Source organism: Actinocrinis sp., assembly GCF_035938995.1.
In the GTDB taxonomy this organism is placed as follows: Bacteria; Actinomycetota; Actinomycetes; order Streptomycetales; family Catenulisporaceae; genus DASZGI01.
Genome location: NZ_DASZGI010000314.1, coordinates 25026 through 43479, shown reverse-complemented (window position 1 = coordinate 43479; position 18454 = coordinate 25026). Strand labels below are relative to the sequence as shown.

The 18454-nt window shown below is 69.5% G+C and carries 15 protein-coding genes; 3 read left to right on the top strand and 12 right to left on the bottom strand.

The window, feature by feature from the left end; all coding sequences use genetic code 11:
- The first annotated feature begins 148 nt into the window (after nt 1–148).
- Complete coding sequence (locus tag VGZ32_RS22025) at nt 149–889, top strand: GntR family transcriptional regulator (protein WP_326888042.1); 741 nt, start codon at nt 149–151, stop codon at nt 887–889.
- A 16-nt stretch (nt 890–905) separates the two neighbouring features.
- On the opposite strand, the gene ppk2 is transcribed toward VGZ32_RS22025, so the two are convergent.
- The 4 genes from ppk2 to VGZ32_RS22005 all read right to left on the bottom strand — a co-directional run bounded on the left by ppk2 (nt 906) and on the right by VGZ32_RS22005 (nt 4402).
- Nucleotides 906–1850, bottom strand: coding sequence for a polyphosphate kinase 2 (ppk2, locus tag VGZ32_RS22020; RefSeq protein ID WP_349263709.1), 945 nt, complete (start codon nt 1848–1850; stop codon nt 906–908).
- A 132-nt stretch (nt 1851–1982) separates the two neighbouring features.
- A complete protein-coding gene (locus VGZ32_RS22015; protein ID WP_326888040.1) occupies nt 1983–2552 on the bottom strand; it encodes a DUF5134 domain-containing protein in 570 nt (189 codons plus the stop codon).
- A gap of 23 nt (nt 2553–2575) precedes the next feature.
- Nucleotides 2576–3316 (bottom strand): DUF899 domain-containing protein, encoded by a 741-nt coding sequence (locus VGZ32_RS22010; RefSeq protein WP_326888039.1) that lies wholly within the window; start codon nt 3314–3316, stop codon nt 2576–2578.
- 87 nt (nt 3317–3403) lie between these two features.
- Nucleotides 3404–4402 carry a sigma-70 family RNA polymerase sigma factor gene (locus VGZ32_RS22005; RefSeq protein WP_326888038.1) on the bottom strand — a complete coding sequence of 333 codons (999 nt, stop codon included), beginning with the start codon at nt 4400–4402 and terminating at the stop codon, nt 3404–3406.
- Between the two features lie 136 nt (nt 4403–4538).
- Between VGZ32_RS22005 and VGZ32_RS22000 the strand changes: the two genes are divergently transcribed.
- Entirely contained in the window at nt 4539–5498 is a 960-nt protein-coding gene (locus tag VGZ32_RS22000) for a hypothetical protein (RefSeq protein ID WP_326888037.1), read from the top strand.
- A 93-nt stretch (nt 5499–5591) separates the two neighbouring features.
- Here the strand turns inward: VGZ32_RS22000 and VGZ32_RS21995 are convergent, their stop codons facing one another.
- From VGZ32_RS21995 to VGZ32_RS21965, 7 genes are all read right to left on the bottom strand, one after another.
- Entirely contained in the window at nt 5592–6641 is a 1050-nt protein-coding gene (locus VGZ32_RS21995) for a LacI family DNA-binding transcriptional regulator (protein WP_326888036.1), read from the bottom strand.
- A gap of 543 nt (nt 6642–7184) precedes the next feature.
- Entirely contained in the window at nt 7185–10763 is a 3579-nt protein-coding gene (locus tag VGZ32_RS21990; protein WP_326888035.1) for a GH92 family glycosyl hydrolase, read from the bottom strand.
- A 266-nt stretch (nt 10764–11029) separates the two neighbouring features.
- A complete protein-coding gene (locus VGZ32_RS21985; protein ID WP_326888034.1) occupies nt 11030–11935 on the bottom strand; it encodes an oxygenase MpaB family protein in 906 nt (301 codons plus the stop codon).
- A gap of 297 nt (nt 11936–12232) precedes the next feature.
- Entirely contained in the window at nt 12233–12589 is a 357-nt protein-coding gene (locus VGZ32_RS21980) for a hypothetical protein (protein ID WP_326888033.1), read from the bottom strand.
- Nucleotides 12590–12848: 259 nt separating this feature from the next.
- Nucleotides 12849–13715: an ImmA/IrrE family metallo-endopeptidase gene (locus VGZ32_RS21975; RefSeq protein ID WP_326888032.1), complete on the bottom strand. Its 867-nt coding sequence runs from the start codon at nt 13713–13715 to the stop codon at nt 12849–12851.
- 16 nt (nt 13716–13731) lie between these two features.
- Entirely contained in the window at nt 13732–14070 is a 339-nt protein-coding gene (locus VGZ32_RS21970) for a helix-turn-helix transcriptional regulator (RefSeq protein ID WP_326888031.1), read from the bottom strand.
- 315 nt (nt 14071–14385) lie between these two features.
- On the bottom strand, nt 14386–15924 hold the full coding sequence (locus VGZ32_RS21965) for an alkaline phosphatase family protein (protein ID WP_326888030.1): 1539 nt from the start codon (nt 15922–15924) through the stop codon (nt 14386–14388).
- A 234-nt stretch (nt 15925–16158) separates the two neighbouring features.
- Here VGZ32_RS21965 and VGZ32_RS21960 point away from each other — a divergent pair, with 234 nt between their 5' ends.
- Entirely contained in the window at nt 16159–17202 is a 1044-nt protein-coding gene (locus VGZ32_RS21960) for a DUF5666 domain-containing protein (protein ID WP_326888029.1), read from the top strand.
- Here VGZ32_RS21960 and VGZ32_RS21955 read toward each other — a convergent pair.
- The gene (locus VGZ32_RS21955) at nt 17185–18453 is read right to left on the bottom strand and encodes a sensor histidine kinase (RefSeq protein ID WP_326888028.1); all 1269 of its coding nucleotides are present in this window, start codon (nt 18451–18453) and stop codon (nt 17185–17187) included. The two genes, VGZ32_RS21960 and VGZ32_RS21955, sit on opposite strands and share 18 nt — an antisense overlap.
- Nucleotide 18454: the final 1 nt, after the last annotated feature.

The following is an 18454-nucleotide window of genomic DNA, read 5'->3' as shown; positions in this document are numbered from 1 at the left end:
CCGGCGCACGCGACTGAGAATGCTCCTGGGCGGAGGCTCGGTCAACGATTTGTTAGGACATTTTTACATGGCGGTGCGATGATGGGCGGCGTCGTCATACGCCGGGCGGCGGCCCCGGCGGTCAGGACTGCGCAGTCAGGAGCAGCGCGTGGCCGAACTCCCCCTGCAACTCGACCGGTCCAGCCCGGTGCCGCTGTACTTCCAGGTCGCCCAGCAGATCGAGCAGGCGATCGAGCGCGGCGAACTCGGCCCCGGGGCGCGGCTGGACAACGAGATCCAGCTGGCGGACCGCTACGGGTTGTCCCGCCCCACGATGCGCCGGGCCATCCAGGAACTCGTGGGCAAAGGGCTGCTGGTACGCAAGCGCGGCGTCGGCACGCAGGTGGTACACGCGCGGGTCAAACGCCCGGTCGAGCTGACCAGCCTCTACGACGACCTGTCCCGGTCGAAGCAGAAGCCCGCCACGCGCGTGCTGCTGCGCGAGGAGGCCCCGGCGCCGGACGAGGTGGCGGTGCGCCTCGGCTTGCCGGTCGGCGCGCCCGCCGTGCACCTCGAGCGGCTGCGCCTGGCGCTGGACGAGCCGCTGGCGATCCTGCACAACTGGCTGCCGGCCGCGCTCGTCCGCTTCACCGAGCAGGACTTGGAGGCGGGCGGCCTCTATGCGCACCTGCGCTCGTCCGGCGTGCGAATATGCGTCGCCACCCAGCGGATCGGCGCCCGGGCGGCGAACGCCGAGCAGGCCCGGCTGCTCGAGGTCAAGCGCGGCGCGCCCCTGCTGACGATGGAGCGCACCACCTTCGACGACACCGGACGGGCGATCGAGTACGGCGACCACGTCTACCGCTCGGACACCTACTCGTTCGAGACGACGCTGGTCGAGCGGCAGTGAGCGCGAGACGGCCGGATCAGTGTTCTGCGTGCTTCGTCAGCCGCGGCAGGATCCGCTGCGCGTCCACGTGTGGCTCGGAGAGCAGCGCGGCCGAACCGACGATGAGCGGGTCCGGCGGCGCGGCGATCCCGGCGTCCTTGTTCGGGTAGTCGAAGAGGGACAGCACGTGCCGCATCGCCTCGAGCCGGGCGCGCTTCTTGTCGTTGCTCTTGACCACGGTCCACGGCGCGTCGGCGGTGTCCGTGTAGAAGAACATCGCCTCCTTCGCCTCGGTGTAGTCGTCCCACTTGTCCAGCGACGCCAGGTCCATCGGGCTCAGCTTCCACTGCCGCACCGGGTCCACCTGGCGGATCACGAAGCGGGTGCGCTGCTCGGCGCGGGAGACCGAGAACCAGAACTTCACCAGCCGGATCCCGTCGCGCACCAGCATCCGCTCGAACTCGGGGGCCTGGCGCATGAACTCCAGGTACTCGGCCGGGTCGCAGAAGCCCATCACCCGCTCGACGCCGGCGCGGTTGTACCAGGACCGGTCGAACAGCACGATCTCGCCGGCCGCGGGCAGGTACGCGGTGTAGCGCTGGAAGTACCACTGGGTCCGCTCGCGCTCGGAGGGCTTCTCCAGCGCCACCACGCGCGCGCCGCGCGGATTCAGGTGCTCGGTGAACCGCTTGATCGTGCCACCCTTGCCCGCGGCGTCGCGCCCCTCGAACAGCACGACGAGCCGTTCGCCGGACTCCTTGATCCAGTTCTGCAGCTTCAGCAGCTCGATCTGGAGCAGCCGCTTGTGCTGGTCGTACTCGGCGCGTGGGAGCCGTTCGTCGTACGGGTAGTCCTCGCGCCAGGTGTCGACCGGCCGCCCGTCGCTGTAGTAGAGCACCGGATCGTCGTCGTCGCTGTCGTCCACGCGCAGGTCGGCCAGGGCTGACGGATCGACGAACTCGCCGAGCGAACCGAGGAGCAGGGGGTGGGAGTGCGGGGCGTCGCCGTTCTCGGTGGTCACCAGGGAAGCATCACCCGAGCGGCGGCCGCCGCGCCAGTCGTCGGCGCGATTGGCAATATGTTGTTCACCGGTTCGTTCGCTCGGTTAAAGCGGTTAAAGCATGGGCAGCAGCATCACCACTGTGCTGGTCAGCATCGTGACTTCGCACGCATGCCCGAGCGGGTCCGGCGTGCGGCGCGGCATCCGCCAGGCGAACGCGAGAGTGAGCGCGCACGCGTAGCCGAACGCCGCGAGCATCAGAGTCGACGCACCGCCGCCACCGGCCCCGCTCGGTGACGGCGGCATGACCATGCCCGGTGCCATGGCCGCGGTGGCTCCGCCCCGTGCCGGAGCCGCCATCAGGACCATGACACCGCACATGGCCGCGTGGTGCAGCCCGTGCCTTCCGCGCGCGAGCGCGAAACTTCCCACGGCCAGGACCACACCCAGCGCGCCGAATCCGGCCCGCAGGACGGAATCCGGCACGACCGTCCCCCGGGGCACCGCCATCAGGACCATGCCGAGCGCCATCGTCAGATGGACCGCCGGGCGGGCCCACGGGCCGCCACGCAGCGCCAGGAACAGGCGACGCCCGGCGATCGCGGCGACCGTCGCCAAGGCGGCGACGAGCACCCACACCACCGCCGCGCCCGTCCAACCAGCGCCCATCGAACTTGCGCCCATCAGAACAGTGCCCCTCGTGCGGCCTAGTCCGTGAAGGTCGGGTCCGCGCCGTGCGGCTTCTCCACGCGGCCCTTGGGCTCCTCCCACGCTTCCTGGCGGCCGAGGGCGGTCATGTCCAGCACGCCGTACGAGCCGCCGAGCTGCTCGGAGCCGCGCGCGAAAGTCGAGTAGGTGTGGAAGATGCGCCCCTCGTCGGTCAGGAAGCAGCTCACGCCCGGCTGCTCGCTGGGGCCCTCGAGGAGCCAGTCCATCCCGGCCTGCTTGAGCTCCTCCGCGCCGCGGTAGTTGTACTCCACCGGTGCGACGGACTGGTCCAGGCTGACGTGGAAGTCGTAGTTGAAGTCGCTGCCGTAGGAGGAGTACCAGCGGTACGGCCAGCGGCGAAGGGCGCGGTAGTCCTCGATCTTCGCCAGCGGTGTACGGGAGATCAGGACGAAGTTGGTGTCCCGCGACCGCAGGTGGGTCAGCAGGCCCTCGGACAGCTCGTCGATGCTGGCGGTGCAGCCCTTGCAGGCGGCGTCCCACGCCGGGTCGAACATCACGTGCTGGACCACCAACTGGCGGCAGCCGTCGAACAGGTCGGCCAGGGTGACCTTCCCGCCCGGCCCCTCGAACACGTACGCCTTCTCGATCTCGACCATCGGCAGCCGGCGGCGGTCGGCGTTGAGCGCGTCGCGCGCCCGGGTCAGCTCCTTCTCCCTGGCCAGGAACTGCTTGCGGGCCACGAGCCACTGCTCGCGGGAGACGACCTGCGGAAGACTCATCTCGACCTCCAGGGTTAGCGAAGCCGCTGCGGCTCTCGCTCTCACCCACTTGGACGAAGCGGTCTCCCGGAATTCATCGGTGTCGGGCTATAGCTTTTCCGGCAGCCCGAACGCCGGGAAGAGCTCGGGATACAGGTACGTGTGAATCTGCTTGATGCGCTCGCCCTCGACCCAGGGGATCTGGATCGAGAAGGGCTTGTGGCCGCCGTTTCCATCCGGCCGGTAGTGGCCGAACGCGAGGGTGCCGTTGACCGCGATCGGCACCAGGCGGGAACCGCGGCACTCGATGCCCGGGCCCAGCATCCACCGGCCGATCTCGCGGGCGCCTTGGATCCAGAGCGCGAGGGGCGGCATCGCCTGGACCGCGTCGTCGTGCAGGAGGGTGGTGAATCGCTCGATGTCGTAGCTCTCGAAGGCGGAGACGAACTCGGCCAGCAGCTCGCGGCGGACCTCGTCGTCGGGGCGCGCCGCGTCGTCAGGGCGAAGCGCGCCGCCCGGGTCGCGCGTAGCGAGAGTGGCCCGCGCCCGCTGCAGGGCGCTGTTCACCGACGCCGAGGTGGAGCCGAGCAGGTCGGCCACTTCCGCGGCCGACCAGCCCAGGACCTCGCGCAGCAGCAGGACCGCGCGCTGGCGGGCGGGCAGGTATTGGAGGGCGGCGACGAACGCCAGGCGGATGCTCTCGCGCTGCGCCGCCACCTGCGCGGGGTCGGCGTGGTCGCCGATCACCCGGTCGTCCGGGACCGGCATCACCCAGGTTTCCTCGGGCAGCATCGGACCGAGGTCCGTGATGTCCGCGGTGGACGACGGCACGAGGCCCATGGGCAGCGCGCGCCGCTTGCGTCCGCGCAGCATGTCCAGGCACACGTTGGTGGCGACCCGGTGCAGCCAGGTGCGCATCGAGGAGCGGCCCTCGAAGTCCGCCTGCGCCCGCCAGGCCCGGATCATGGTCTCCTGGACCGCGTCCTCCGCCTCGAAGAACGAGCCGAGCATGCGGTAGCAGTGGCCGGTAAGATCGCGGCGGTGCTCCTCGAGCTGCTCGAGCCCGAGTTCGCCCACGCCGTCGCCGTGCACGGCACTCGCCGTCATGGAATCGATCGTACGACTCGCCGCCGACAGGATCACAGTCGCGGAACGCTGTGCGCCGAAGGGCTTGACAGCGCCCGGCCGCCCTCACAGGATGCCGTTGACAACGTTGTCATCCCGACCAGGGAAGGACCTCCGCATGGGTGCGTCCGCCCGTCGCGACTTCATCTCCACGGGCACCACGCTGCTCGCGGATGAGCGGGTAAGGCGCCGCGCCCGCGTTCATCCGTGCGTCGCGGTGTCTCCGCTGCCGGGCGTCGAAACGTCCGCCGGCGCGCGAGACATCGCCAGGGCGCGGTTCGCCGACTACGAAAGCGCCCGCGCGATGTTCGAGGTCTGGAACGCGATCTTCTGGCAGGACACCTCGGCTCTGCAGTGGATGTACGACCCCGCCTGGCAGGCCGATGACTACGGCCTCGAGGACGACCACGACGGCGCGTATTTCGGCTCGCGCAAGGGCTGCGAAGCGCTGCACGTCCAAGTGAATCCGACCACGTGGCAGGTGCTGGCGGCCAACCACACGACGGACAAGCTCATCGACGCGACCATCACCGCGAAGGTCTACGATCCCGGCGGCCGGCAGCTCAGCCACGTCGAGCAGCAGGGTGTGGACATCACACCGTCGTCTGCGGCGCCCGCGTTCGCCATCTCCTGGCCTTCCGCGCCGCCGTTCCAGGTGGTGCGGCTTGAACTGCGCGACGGCGACGGCGTGCTGTTGTCAGAGAACGCGTATTGGCGCTATTCGGCGCTCCAGAGCCCGCGGCGGCCGAATTCGTCCGGGCTGGACATGCTCGCCGCCACGCAGCTCGGCCTCTCGGTTCGCGCGGTCGACTGCGGCCGGCTCGTCGCGACCGTCGCGAATGAGGGAAGCACGATCGCCGCGATGGTGCGCCTAGGGCTGCATGATCCTGACGGGTCGCGCCTGACGCCCGCGCGGTACGGGGCCAACTACTTCTGGCTGCTGCCCGGTGAGTCCCGCGAAATCCCCATTTCGTGGCCATCGGACGCGACGGCCACTCAGCACGCGTACGTCAGTGCACAGGCATACAACGCTCCGGCGCGGACCGCACCCAAACCGTGCGCGCCTGTCATTCGCTGACCTACGCCGAATAAGGGTGCCGTCGGCGCGGTTCCCGTCACCGCGCCGACGGCACCCGCTCAGCCGCCCGTCTCTACACGTGATGTAAGCCGCTCAAGCGGACTGGCGCACGATCAGCACGGGGTCGAATATGCGCGAGCCGATCGGCTGGTTGGGCTTCTCGATGTGGTCGAGCAGCATCCGGGTCATCTCGGCCGCCATGTCCTCGACCGGCTGGCGGACCGTGGTCAGCATCGGCCGGCACGCGACCGCCGCGCTGCTGTCGTCGAAGCCGACGACGGCGACGTCCTCGGGCACCCGGCGGCCCCGGTCCCGCAGGGTGAGCAGCGCCCCCTGCGCCATCAGGTCGTTGGCCGCGAAGATCCCGTCCACCTCGGGGTACTCGTCGAGTAGCCGCCCGGTGGCCGTCTCGCCGCTCTCCAGCGTGAATATCCCCTCGACGTGCGGGATGTACGGATAGCCGTGCCTGGCCATCGCCGTGCGGAATCCGGCGAGGCGGTCCTGGGCGGCCGGCACGTCGAGGGGACCGCAGATCGTCGCGACCCGTCGGCAGCCGCGGGCGAGCAAGTGCTCTGCCGCGAGAGCCGCCCCCTCCTGGTGTGCGATGTCCACGTAGCTGATGGGTAGCGGCCGGGCGGGGCGGGCGAACAGGACGGCGTGCAGACCGGTGCCCGGGAAGAGGGCCGGAAGCGGGTCGTCGGCGTGCGTCGAGACCAGGATCGCGCCGTCGGCGTTGCCGCGCTTCAGGTAGGCCAGGACGTGGCGATGGTCCTCGTCGGTCTCGGCGGAGATCAGGACGGGGTGCACGCCTCGCGGGCGCAGGAAGCGGGTCACGCCGTTGGCGACCCGGCCGAAGAAGGGGTCGGCGAAGACCTCGCGCTGGTGGGCGTTCTCGTCCCCGTCGGGCGGGTCGCCCGCGCCGGACACCACGAGCGCGACAGTGCCGGTGCGGCTGCCGACCAGCGAGCGGGCGGCGAGGTTGGGGACGTAGCCCGTGGCGGCGATGGCCCGCTGGACCGCCTCGCGGACCGCCGGGTCGAAGTTGCGGGTGCCGTTGATGACGCGCGAGACGGTGGAGCGGGACAGGCCCGCGGCCCTGGCCACGTCCTCCAACGTGGGAGACGGCTGGAGGAGATCGCTCATGATGGCTTTATAGCACGATTGGAGAGCGCTCCCCGATTTTTGGTACGGAGAGAGGCGCAGAACACACGCAAGCGATTGAGTGCGAGGTGGAGATGAGCGCCCGATCCGTGGCGTCAGAGCCGCCGGTGAGGGTTAAGGCGCTGGTAGAGGCGCAGCGGCGAACGCCGGATTCGGCGAGGAGAGGGGCGCCTCAAGGGACGACCTTCACGAGGCTGCTCTCGTGGGGGCGGACGGCGGGTCCCACCCCCACGAGGAACAACGTTCCGAGCGGAGAGCGCTCTCCACTCACCGGAATAGTCGCGCCGGGACGGTTGGCTTGTCAAGGGCCTAGTTAGGGGTCGGCCAAGAACTCTTCGCGCAAGGTCCGAGTATCGCCCGATTGCATCTTCGACCCTGTGACGTGCAGTCTAGCCAAAGCACCAGTGGAGAGCGCTCCCCGGGTGCGCGGCGCCGATTGGCTGCACAAGCTGACTTTCGTGCAGCCGATCGGCGTTTCGTGAGCGAGCCGGTGGCTGTTACGCAGCGCCCATTACCCAGTGCCTATTACTGAATGACTGTCACGCCGTCGGGCACGTTGCCGACTTGCACCGAGGCGCCCGGCGCACCGGTCGCGACCGTGACCGGCGTGACGTTGTTGGCGTTGGTGTTCACCACCCAGGCGATCGTTCCGTCCGGGCTGAAGCCGACGGCGTAGGCGCCGGAGCCGGTCGGGATGAAAGCACCGGCGGTGGTCGTCGCGGTCGAGATCGGCGTCACGCCGCCCGCACCGAAGTCCGCGACATAGGCCGTCGTGCCGTCCGGAGAGATCTGGACGTATTGCGGACCCGCGCCGGTGGGCACCGTCGCGGTGACCGCGCCGGTCGCCGAGTCGATGACCGAGACCGAGGACGAGCCGCCGTTGGTGATGAACACCCGGCTGCTGTCCGGGGTGACCGCGACGCCGAACGGCGCGGCGCCGACCGTGATCGTGCGGGTGACCGCACGGGTGGCCAGGTCGATCTCGCTGACCGTGCCGTCGCCTTGGTTGGCGACCCAGAGGTCGGCGCCGTCGGGGCTGACCGCCAGCCGCTCGGGCTGGCTGCCGACGGCGATCGTCGGCCCCGTGGTGAGCGTCGCGACGTCGATCGGCTGCACCGTGCCGTCGCCGAAGTTGGTCACCCAGACCGTCTTGCCGTCGGGAGTGCCGGCCACGTCTGCCGCGACGGAGCCGACCGGGATGGTCGCGATCACGGAGTTCGTCGTGGTGTCGACGACGGTCACGTTGTTGCTGTTGTTGTTGGCGATGAACAGTTTCCCGCCGGTCACGATCATGCCGTCAGGCCCGCTGCCGACCGGGACCGGCGGCCCGGCGTTGTGCGTGCGTGTGTCCACCGGCGTGACCGTGTTGTCGCTGTAATTCGAAACGTAGGCGGTCGGGATGCTCTGGCCGGGCTGGGCGACCGTCACCAGCAGCGAGACGGACGGGATGACGGCGCCGTTCGCGGCGTGCGCGGTGAACGCGGCTTGGTAGTAGCCAGTGGCGGTGCCCGCCGCGGCGGTGATCGTCACGGTCGTCTGCGCGGTGCCGCCGGCCGGCGCGCTGAGCGTGGAGCCTGCCGGAGCCGTGGTCAGGCCCTGCGGGGTCGTCGCCTGCCATGCCACGGAGGCCGGGCTGGTGCCCAGGGTGTTGTCGGCCGTGACGGTCACGGTCGTGCTGGTGCCGGGCGCCAGCCGCACCTGGCCGGGGGTCACCGCCAGCGCGGCGCGCGTGCTCGGCGGGAACGTGACCGGTCCGGCGCCGAACGAGGGCGGAGCATCGCCGGGAGCGGAGCCCCATGCGGTGTTCGGGGTCTGCGAGAGGGCGAAGTCGAGTTCGTGGGCGCGGCTCGGATCGATCCAGGTGTTGTTGGTCGAGCGGCCGTCGACCTTGAGAGCACCGACGTAAGTGTCGCCCGCGCCCTGCGCGTTCACGGTCAGGTCGCCGAACGCGCCGTGGATTTCCGCGTGCGGGAACTGCGGGGTGCCGAGCACGAGCATCGGGACGCCCGGTGTCTGCGGATAGAGGCCGAGCGCGGCCCAGACGTACCACGAGCTCATGGCGCCGAGGTCGTCGTTGCCGGGCTCGCCGCCGGGCGTCAGCGAGTAGAGCTGGGTGAGGACCTGCTGGACCACGGCCTGCGTCTTCCACGGCTGTCCGACGCTGTCGTACACCCACGGGGTGTCCAGCGCTGGCTCGTTGCCCTGCCACTGATACGGCTGGTCCGGGCCGGCGTTGAGCTGGGTGAAGAAGGTGTCCAGCCGGGATGAGACGGCCTGGTCGCCGCCCATGCCCTGGATCAAACCGCTGAGGTTCTGCGGGACCATCCACGAGTACTGGGCGGCGTTGCCCTCCTGAAATCCGTCCTGGCCGAAGCCGGTGGCCACCGGCACGGGCGGTCCGGACGGGAAGGCTCCTTGAGCGTCGCGCGGCTCGACGTAGCCGACGGCGGTGTCGAAGACGTTCGCCCAGTTCTGCGACCGCTGGGTGAACGTCGAGGCGGTCGAGGACTGATGCAGGTCCTGGGCCAGGCGCGAGATCGAGAAGTCGTCGAGGGCGTATTCCAGCGTCTCCGAGGCGCCGTTGGGCACCGGGCTGATCGAATCCGAGGCGACGTTCGGCACGTAGCCGTCGGCGATGTAGGCGGCCGCGTTCGGGCGCTCGACGTACCAGCCCTGGACGACGCCCGACGTGCCGTTCGCACCGCTGACCATATCGGCGAGCGCCGACGAGGCGTTGAAGCCCTTGGCGCCGAATGCGTAGGTGTCGGCGAGAATCGGGTCCGCGGCGTCGCCGTTCATCACTCCGGACTCGCCGTTGGCGACCGGCCACTTGGGCAGCGCGCCGCCCTGCGCGGCGTCGTTGAGCAGTGAAGTTGCCATGTCCGCGGCGATGGACGGATCGATTGTGGCCAGCAGCGGCACTTGGGAGCGGTAGATGTCCCAGCCCGAATAGTTGGCGTATTGGGAGTGGCCGGGCTGCACGCTGTGCACCTTCTCGTCGAAGCCCACGTACTGCCCGTTCGCGTCGTTGAACAGGCTGGGCTCGAGCGAGGCGTGGTACAGCGCGGTGTAGAACTCGGCTTGCGCGGTGGCGCTGCCGCCGTGGATACCGATCGTGCGCAGCTGGTGGTTCCAGGCGTCAGCGGCCTTCGCGGCGACCGAGCTGACGCTCCACGAATGCGCTTCGGCGGCCAGGTTGCCGAGTGCGCCCTGCGTGCTCACGTATGAGACGGCGACCTGCATGCCGACGTTGGCGTTCTGCGTGGTGTCGAAGGTGAGCCAGCCTCCTGCCACGACGCCCGAGCCCTGCTGGCCCGCCCCGGACGCGTTCGTCGCAGCGGCGTGGCCGTTGCCGTATCGCTTCGCTTGCGGATTCTGCTTGCCGTTCTCGGTCACCGAGGTGGCACCGGGGTTCCGCGCCAACTGTGCGGCGCTGGTGCCGCCCCAGGTGCCCGAAGCGGTGAACGGACGGTTGAATCGGGCGGCGAAGTACACGGTGTAGCTGTCCGGTTGTCCGCAGAAGTGCCCGCTGGTGACGGCGCCGGTGATCTCCTGGTTGCCGATCGTCTGGAATGTGGCCGAGGAACCGCCGTTGGCGCTGTCGGCGACTTTCACGAGCAGCTGCGCCTGGCTGGTCGCCGGGTAGGTGAATTGGGCGACGCCGGTGCGTGCGGTCACGGCGAGTTGCGTGCTCACCCCGCCCGCGGTGACGGCATAAGAGCCCGGATGCGCGGTTTCCGAGGAGTGGTTGAAGGACGCCGACGCGGAGTCGGGATTCGCCGGCACCGCACCGGTGAGCGGCAGGATGGGGAAGTCTCCGGCGACGGCGCAGCCGGGGCCGGACAGGTGGGTCAGGCTGAAGCCGGTGATCGCGGAGTCGTCGTAGTTGTAGCCGCCGCCGTCCGGCCGCGATGTCGTGTCGGGGCTCCACTGGATCATGCCGAACGGCAGATCCGCGCCTGGGAAGGTGTCCACCTGGCCGACGACCGCGCCCCCGCTGCCGGTGCCGACGAACGGATCGACGAGGGCGGCCGGATCGGAGACGGCCGCTGGGGCGGCGGTGGCCGCCTGGACCGGACCGGCTGTCGACAGGCTGATGGCCATCGCGGCCACGAGAAGGAGCGAAGCGGACCGCCTGGTAGGCCGGACGGACCGGTGGACCTGCGCGCGGAAAGCCCAAGACATCGTTGTCACACCGGCAGGATTTCCAAACCGGTTGATCCCGTCAAGGGTCCTCAGCACCTTACAAGATCAGTGACGGGTCGGAGCAACGAGGTCACGGGCAGCTATCAGGGCTGTCAGGCCGCTGCGGCGGGGCGGTGCGCGCGCGTTCTTCGAGCGTGCTGGAGCAGCGCGGTGACGCGCGGCTGTCAGGCGGCTGCGGTAGGTCGGTTCGAGATCCGCTCCAGGGACGCGACCACGACGGGCGAGGGTTCGCACGCCCAGCGCAGGATCCAGGCGACGACTCGCATCAGTGGGCGGTCGATCAGCGTGCGGACCGCGCGTGGCCGGTCGAGGCGCAGATCGGCACTGGCCCATTCGGGGAGCACTCCGACGGCGCCGTTCATCAGGATGCGTACCGTGATCCGCTGCGGGAGGTTCGCTCCGAAGCGGCGCAGGAACCGCAGCGCTTCGAAGGCGGGCGCGGTGGCTCTCAGCTGCGGCCTTGCCTGCGCGAAGTAGGCCTCGATCTCGGCGGCGCTCTTCGGGACCGCTCGTGCCCCGAGCCGCTCCGCGATGACCGACGTCTCCGCGAAGTAGCGGTCCAGGTCGTCACTTGCGAGAGGGGTCACGTACTGCTGGTAGGCGGCGGCGAAGCAGGAGACCTCCGCGACGTGGACCCAGGTCAGCAGCGCCGGGTCCGACGCCTCGTACGGCACGCCGTCCGGGCCTGTTCCCTTGACCGTCTCGTGGATGCGGATGACCCGGTCGGCTGCTGCTTCGAATGCCGGGGTCGAGCCGAAGGTTGACATGGCGACGAACGCGCTGGTGCGGTGCAGGCGGCCGAACGGGTCCTCGCGAAACGCAGAGTGCTGATCGACTGCGGCCATGGCCTGCGGATGCAGCGTTTGCAGCAGCAGCGCGGCGAATCCGCCGACCAGCATCCCCGGCAGGTCCGCGTGCACGCGCCAGGCGACGCTGTCCGGGCCGAGCACGCCGGGATCTCCGCCAGGCTCGCGGTAGGCGTCGAAGCGCACCGCGGGCCCGCGGATCGCGTCGCTCACCTCGCGCGCGACCCGTTTGCGTAGACTCTCGAGCGGTCGGCCGAGCACCATCAAACCCTCCGCAGACCATGGTAAGACCGCTCGTCGCCTGTAACGCCATGTCGTCGACCGGGTGCTGGCTTGAGGCTGCGGTTGTTCACGCACTTGCTCCCGGCCTCGCTGGCACTCGGCCGTCCGCCCGCACACTCGCGCTGCGCTACCGCCTGCGGCTTGCCCGGCGTTCGCCGGAACTGAGTCCCGCCCGCCCACCCTCCGCTCCGCGGCCGAAACGCGGCGCCGGCTCCTCGCTGCGCTGCGGGGCCGGGCGCCGCTAGGTTCATGGTCCAGTCACGCTGGCCAGTGCCGTCGTCAGGTGTTTCGCCAGAGATCAGCGGATAGGAGTTCAGCCTGCCCGATCGCAGGTAAACCGTCGTCAAGACAACGCATCTGCTGATAGATGCGACGCATAGTTTCCCTGTTTGGGATGTATTCCGTGCCCGCCGCTCTCATCAGCACAGTTCGCGTGTTCACGAGGGTGATGTCTGCCACATGACGACCGCCCGCCCTCAACCGCTTGAGTCGGCGGATCTCGGACATGGCGAGCTTTGCGTCATCGCCGTCGTCAATGAGGATTCTCACCGCCTCTCCCGACTCGGCTATGACAACCGCATGCGCGATGACCATGAGCTCACCCAGGTTCTTGGAGTCCTTCAGCCGTTGTTCCATGGGCAATCGAGTAACCCGTTGTACAACAGCTGCGAGCTCAGGCGTCGGGTTGTCTGGGAGGATCTCCATCCATCTTGGAGTCAGCTTCCGCCAGACCCTGCGGCCGGGCGGAATCGGTCTTGCTCCTCAGACTTGCGCAAGACCTCCTTCTCGACTGTCTCCGGGACACTGAGTTCTCCCAAGACATGAATGAGGAGGCGTTCTTGGTTGATGGACAGAAAGTTCAGGCCGGGTCCGGCGTCAATGATCGGCCGGTGGCTCATCGCGCGTCTCTCTCGGCCGCGGCGCTGTCAGCCTCATCATCCGGTGCGCTGAGGTCGGCTTCGAGTGCCACGACGTCCACGTTAACTTCAGGCAGTTCAGTATAGTCGGCCCACATTACTGGGTGCTCGGGAGGCGCGATCCTCGCCGCGCGCAGGTCAGCCTCGGCATCCTCCACGGGGATTCCGCGCAGAGTAGCGATAGCCTGCGCAGGTAGTACCCCTTCTGCATAGCCCCTGATTGCGCGCGCAAGCAGTCGTTGCGGTGCCCTTCGCTGATCGGAATCGGCCTGCAGTACGCGATACTGGTCGCTCCACCCGAACCGCGCAGCCAGGTGCGGCGTGTACAGAGACATCCACTCTGCTTTGGTGGGCTGGTCAATGTATCCGGCTTCATGAAGCGCGATGGCGGCAATAGCAGGCGACACGAGGAACCGCTGAACGACCGCGGACAAGTCTGCTTGGACAACGGTCTCTTTGGCCCCTAGGAACTCTTGTAGGCCTTCGATGGGGATGAGCAGGTATCGAGCAAAAGCGTCGGCTCGGACCTCTTCCGAGTCTCGCTCGCTCCAGTTATCCGTAGCGCTGTCCGTCCAGTCCTCGAACAGGACGTGGCCAAGCTCGTGGGCAAGCGTGCTGCGCTGTCGCATCGGATTGACACTGCGCGCGACTCCGATGAATACAGCGCCGCGCGCCGGATCCCGCATGGCCATGCCGTGTTCATCCGGATCTGCGTCGAGTATCGCCACATCGACTTCGGCCGACTGCTCGATAACCGCTACAAGATCACCCAAAGGCTGTACGCCCAGGTGGTGCGTATCGCGGAACTGGCGGGCTCTGGCGCGGCCGTCGGATTCTGGACTCATGCTGTTCCAACCCGCGTCAGATGGTGGCAGGGATGGCCTGGTCGTCCAGGTAGTCATCAAGTTCGAGGAAGTGCAGAAGGGCCGCCCGCATGCCCGCCATACCGGAGCCGTTGGTTGATCGCGTCGCGCACTGCACTCGGTCGGCCACTGTCCCGGTCCCAGTCAGCTCGGCAAGGGTATGCCCCGTTGCCCCTGCGATTTCCACCAGCTCAGGCAGCTTCGCCTCCCGATCCCCGGAAATGATCCGCGACAGGGTGGACTGTGAGATGCCGGTGGTGTCCGCCAGGTTGCGCTGGCTGATCCCCGCAGCTTCGCGGGCGCGATCAATCCGCGCGCCGACGTCAGTTGTCGCCATAGTCACCCCTGAATCATGATCACTCTACTTGATTCAAGCATAGGGCGAGCGTCGCGACACCGCCAGTTTGAGCGGTCTTGGCTAGGTCTCCGTACTCGTTGTCGCCATTGCCTCCGATGGCTGGGACCGCACCGGCCAGCGCGATCGGACTACAGGCCGCAGCGGCGCCCGGCCCCGCAGCGCAGCGAGGAGCCGGCGCCGCGTTTCGGCCGCGGAGCGGAGGGTGGGCGGGCGGGACTCAGTTCCGGCGAACGCCGGGCAAGCCGCAGGCGGCAGCGCGTGCGGACGGGCCGTCGGCGCCGAAGTGCATCCGGCTCAGCCGGTGATGGAGCCCGGGGGCGGAATCGTGCCGGGGCCGTTGACCGAGCAGGCCAGGGCGGCCGGGGTGTTGCCGGGCGCGGCGAGCGGCGGCAGTTGCGGGAAGGTCGGGCTGTGCGCCGCGAGCGCCGCCAGGTCCAGGAAGTCGGTCAGGTCGTTCGCGTTGGCGTCACGGAAGGTCAGCGCGGGCAGGTTCCACTTGTGCTCGATCATCGCCAGCACCGAAGTGTGGTCGTAGAGCAGGTGGCTGACGTGATCGCGCTTCGCGTACGGCGACACCACGACGGCGGGTACCCGGAAGCCGTAGCGCGCGAAGCCGTCGTACAGCGACTCGCCGAGCTGGACGACGGGCGGGATCAGGTCCGGCGGGATCGCGGCCGGCGGCGGGACGTGGTCGTAGTAGCCGCCGTGCTCGTCGTATACGAGGACGAACAGGGTCTTCGGCCACAGCGGCGAGGTCCCGATCGCCTGCACCACCTCGGCCAGCAGCGCCTCGCCGACCACGATGTTCTGCGGGTTCTCCTGCGACTGGCTGTTGTAATCCGGGTCCAGCAAGGTGACCGCGGGCAGATCGCCGGCCGCGACGTCGGTGAAGAACTGGGCGAACGGCTTGTTGTGGAAGGCTTCCGGGATCACGTCGTTGATCGGGAACAGGTCCGGGGTGGCGCCGGTCGGATAGCTCGCGACGTAGTTCTCCCAGCTGATCCCGTACGCGTCCAGCAGGTTGAAGATCGTGCCGGCAGCCGGGACGATCAGGCCCAGATCCCCGGCCGGGCTGCCGATGTCGTCGGTCATGCCCGCCGAAGTGGCCGCGATCAGGTAGCGGCGGTTCGGGTCCGTCTGGCCCATCACCGAGGAGAACCACCGGTCGGCGATCGGGAAGGTTGAGGCGAGGCTGTAGGTGAACGGAAGGTCGTCGCCGGTCCAGTAGCCCATCGCGACGCCGCCGACGATCTGCGTGGTGTAGGGGGTGATCGTGGTGCGCACGAACCCGTCGTTGGCCCCGCCGTCGTAGGAGTTGTGCGCCGCCGCCCACTCCTGGCTGGGGGTGCTCGGCAGCTGGCAGGTGGTCGGCATGCGGAAGGCGTGCTGGATCCGTCCGTCCGGATACGGATTGGTGGCGGTCGGCATGCCGTCCGCGCCCAGGGTGAATCCGTCGCCGCGCCCGAGCATGCCGATGAAGTTGTCGAAGGAGTGGTTCTCCAGCATCAGGATGACGATGTGGTCGATGCCCGGCAGCATGTCCGTCCCGGCAGGTACGGCTGGATGCGGCAGGGTGCCGGGGAAACGCAGCGCGCTTCGGCCAAGCGCGCGCAGCGCCGCTGAGTGGTCGCCCGGCGGGACCATCGACGCGGAGTTCGCGGGCACGGCGGGGCGAGCGGGCGCAGCGTGGGCGGCGGCGGCGCTTCCCCCGACGACGGCGGGTGCGACTACTCCGGCGGCGAGCGCCTTTCCGGCGTTGCCGAGCAGCCGGCGGCGGCTGAGCGGCGTCCCGGAGTGTTCGGACGGATCTGGCGACGGCGTGGGTGCTGACATGAGGACCTCGTTCCCTGGGGCCGGCAGCGGGCGGGGCGGGGATACGGCGAGACGGGTCGTCAAGGACGGTGGCACGCGGCCGCGGCGGTTGCAGGAGCTTGAGAGCGAACCCTCCCTAGCCCCGGGGTGAACTTCGCCGTTGCGGCCGGGTGACGCCTGTAACTATGGCGCAACCGCCAGTTCGGTAGAACAGGCTTCGGAAGGCTGCTACCGGTCGAGGCGGAGGAGGCTGCAATGACAGAGGGACCTGCCGGGGAGGGTTTCAGCTCGGACGAGGAGCTGGTCGGTACATTCGACGGTGAGGGCGCACTTTGGGGCGAAAAGCCGCGATGGAGGTTCGGACGTAAAGCCGCGGTCGCCGCGGGGATCGCGGTGGCTTTAGGCGCCGGAGGCTACGGCATCGCCATCGCCGCAGACGGTCAAAACGCGGCGCCGACCGGGGCAGCAGCTGGCGTGCCCGCCGGACAGATCGAGTCCGGCAACGGCTCCGGACCGGGTCCCATGTGCGGCACCATCTCCATGCGCGGCGTGGCGGGAACGCTCAAGTCCGACAACGGATCCACGCTCACCGTGCAGGCTCGCGACACCACGACCCGCACCGTGACCACCACGTCGTCCACGCAGGTTGTGCGGATCGCGGCGGGCAGCCTCAGCGATGTGGCCAACGGCGACCAGGTCGCGGTGGCCGGCTCGTTCGCGAACGACACGCTCACGGCCTCGACCATCGCGGTGGGTACCGCTCTCACCCAGAACCTCACGAATCCGCCCTCCGGCTCGTCGATCTGGGCCAGCCACGGATTCGCGCTCGGCACGGTCGCGAACCGGACGGCGACCGGGTTCACGGTCGTCGCGAGCGACGGTTCGCACGTGTCGGTGACCGCTCCGTCTTCTGCGAAGGTGTCCACGGCGGTCAAGATCGCGGTCAGCGCGCTCAAGGTCGGCCAGCCCGTCTCCGCCTCGGGGACGGTGGATTCGAACGGCACGATCAGCGCGACGCGCGTGGAGGAGAACGACCTGACCGGGACTGCGACCGGACCGGGATTCGGCTTCGGGTTCGGTTTCGGCCGCCCGTTCGGTCCCTTCGGCGGCAAGCCGCAGTCCGCGCCCTCGGGGGCGCCGAGCAACGCACCCGCGCCGCCGCAGGGGATGGCACCGAACCATGGCGGATTCGGATTCGGGGGTCCCGGGCGGGGGCACGGGACCTGCTCCTCGACCTCGCCCGCTCCGGCGCCGTCGGCCTCGGCCTCAGGCGCCGCGTACTCAGGCTCGCTGACCTGACTGATCTGACGGATCTGGCTCCGATGCCGCCGCCCGTTGCGGAATCGCGGCGGGGGGCGGTGACGCGGCGAGCGGGAAGCTGACAGCGATCCGCAGTCCCCCGTCGGGCAGGGGGACTGCGCTCAGCTGCGCACCGTGGGCGGCGGCGACCGCCGCGACGATCGACAGCCCGACCCCATGCCCGTCCGGACGGCCGACGCGCGGCTCCCCGGCCCGACGGAAGGGTTCGAACAGGGTCGGCACGTCGCGCGGGTCGACGATCAGTCCGCTGTTCTCAACCTGCAGCACCGCGCGGCCGTCCCGGATCCCCGTGCGCACGGCCAGCCAGCCGCCCGGCACGTTGTGCCGTACCGCGTTGTCCACGAGGTTCGCCACGAGCCGCCGGACCAGCCGAGGATCGCCAGCGGTGGGCGCCGGGCTCAGGTCGCGTTCGAGCCGCAGGCCGTCCGGCGCGAGCCGGGTCGTCTCGTCCGCAAGCTGCGCCAGGTCGAACGGGGTGCGCCGGTCCAGGCCGCGCTGGCTGCGGGCGAGCACCAGCAGCGCGTCGATCAGCCGTTCTTGCTGTTCCCCGCTGGCCAGGACCCGCCGGCCGACCGCCTTGAGCGAGTCGACTGTGGCGTCCGGGTCGTCCAAGGCCACCTCGAGCAGGGTGCGGGCGCGGGCGAGCGGCGTACGCAGCTCGTGCGAGGCGTTGGCAACGAAGCGGCGCTGCGCCTCGAATGCCGCCTCGATTCGGGCGAACAGGCCGTCGAGGGTATCCGCTAAGTCCTTGAGCTCATCGTGCGGCCCGGCGAACGCCAGACGGGCGCCGAGGTTGTCCTCCGAGATGCGGCGGGCCGAATCGGTCATCGCCCGCAGCGGCCGCAGCACCCGCCCGGCGGCCCACCAGCCGAGCGCCACCGAGGCCACGGCCAGCGCGGCGAGCGCGAGGCCGAGCTCCAGCAGAAGCTGGTGCAGGTCGGCGGTCCGCTGCGAGGTGAGCTGGGCCTCGACGAGAGCGACCACGTCGCGCGCGCGGCCGCCGAACGGCCCTCCCGGTCCGGGGTTCCCACCCGGCGGCGCGCTCAAAGCGCGATCGATGCCCGCCGGATGCCAGCCGAAATCGTGCAATCCGGGCCACGGCAGCCAGTTCGCGGCCAGGGCGTAGGTCAGCGCGAGCATCAGGGCGCCCGAGGCGAGGACGAGGACGCCGTAGAGCGCGGTCAGCCGCAGGCGGACGGTGCGGCGCGGCAGGGTCGGCCGGGAAATCATC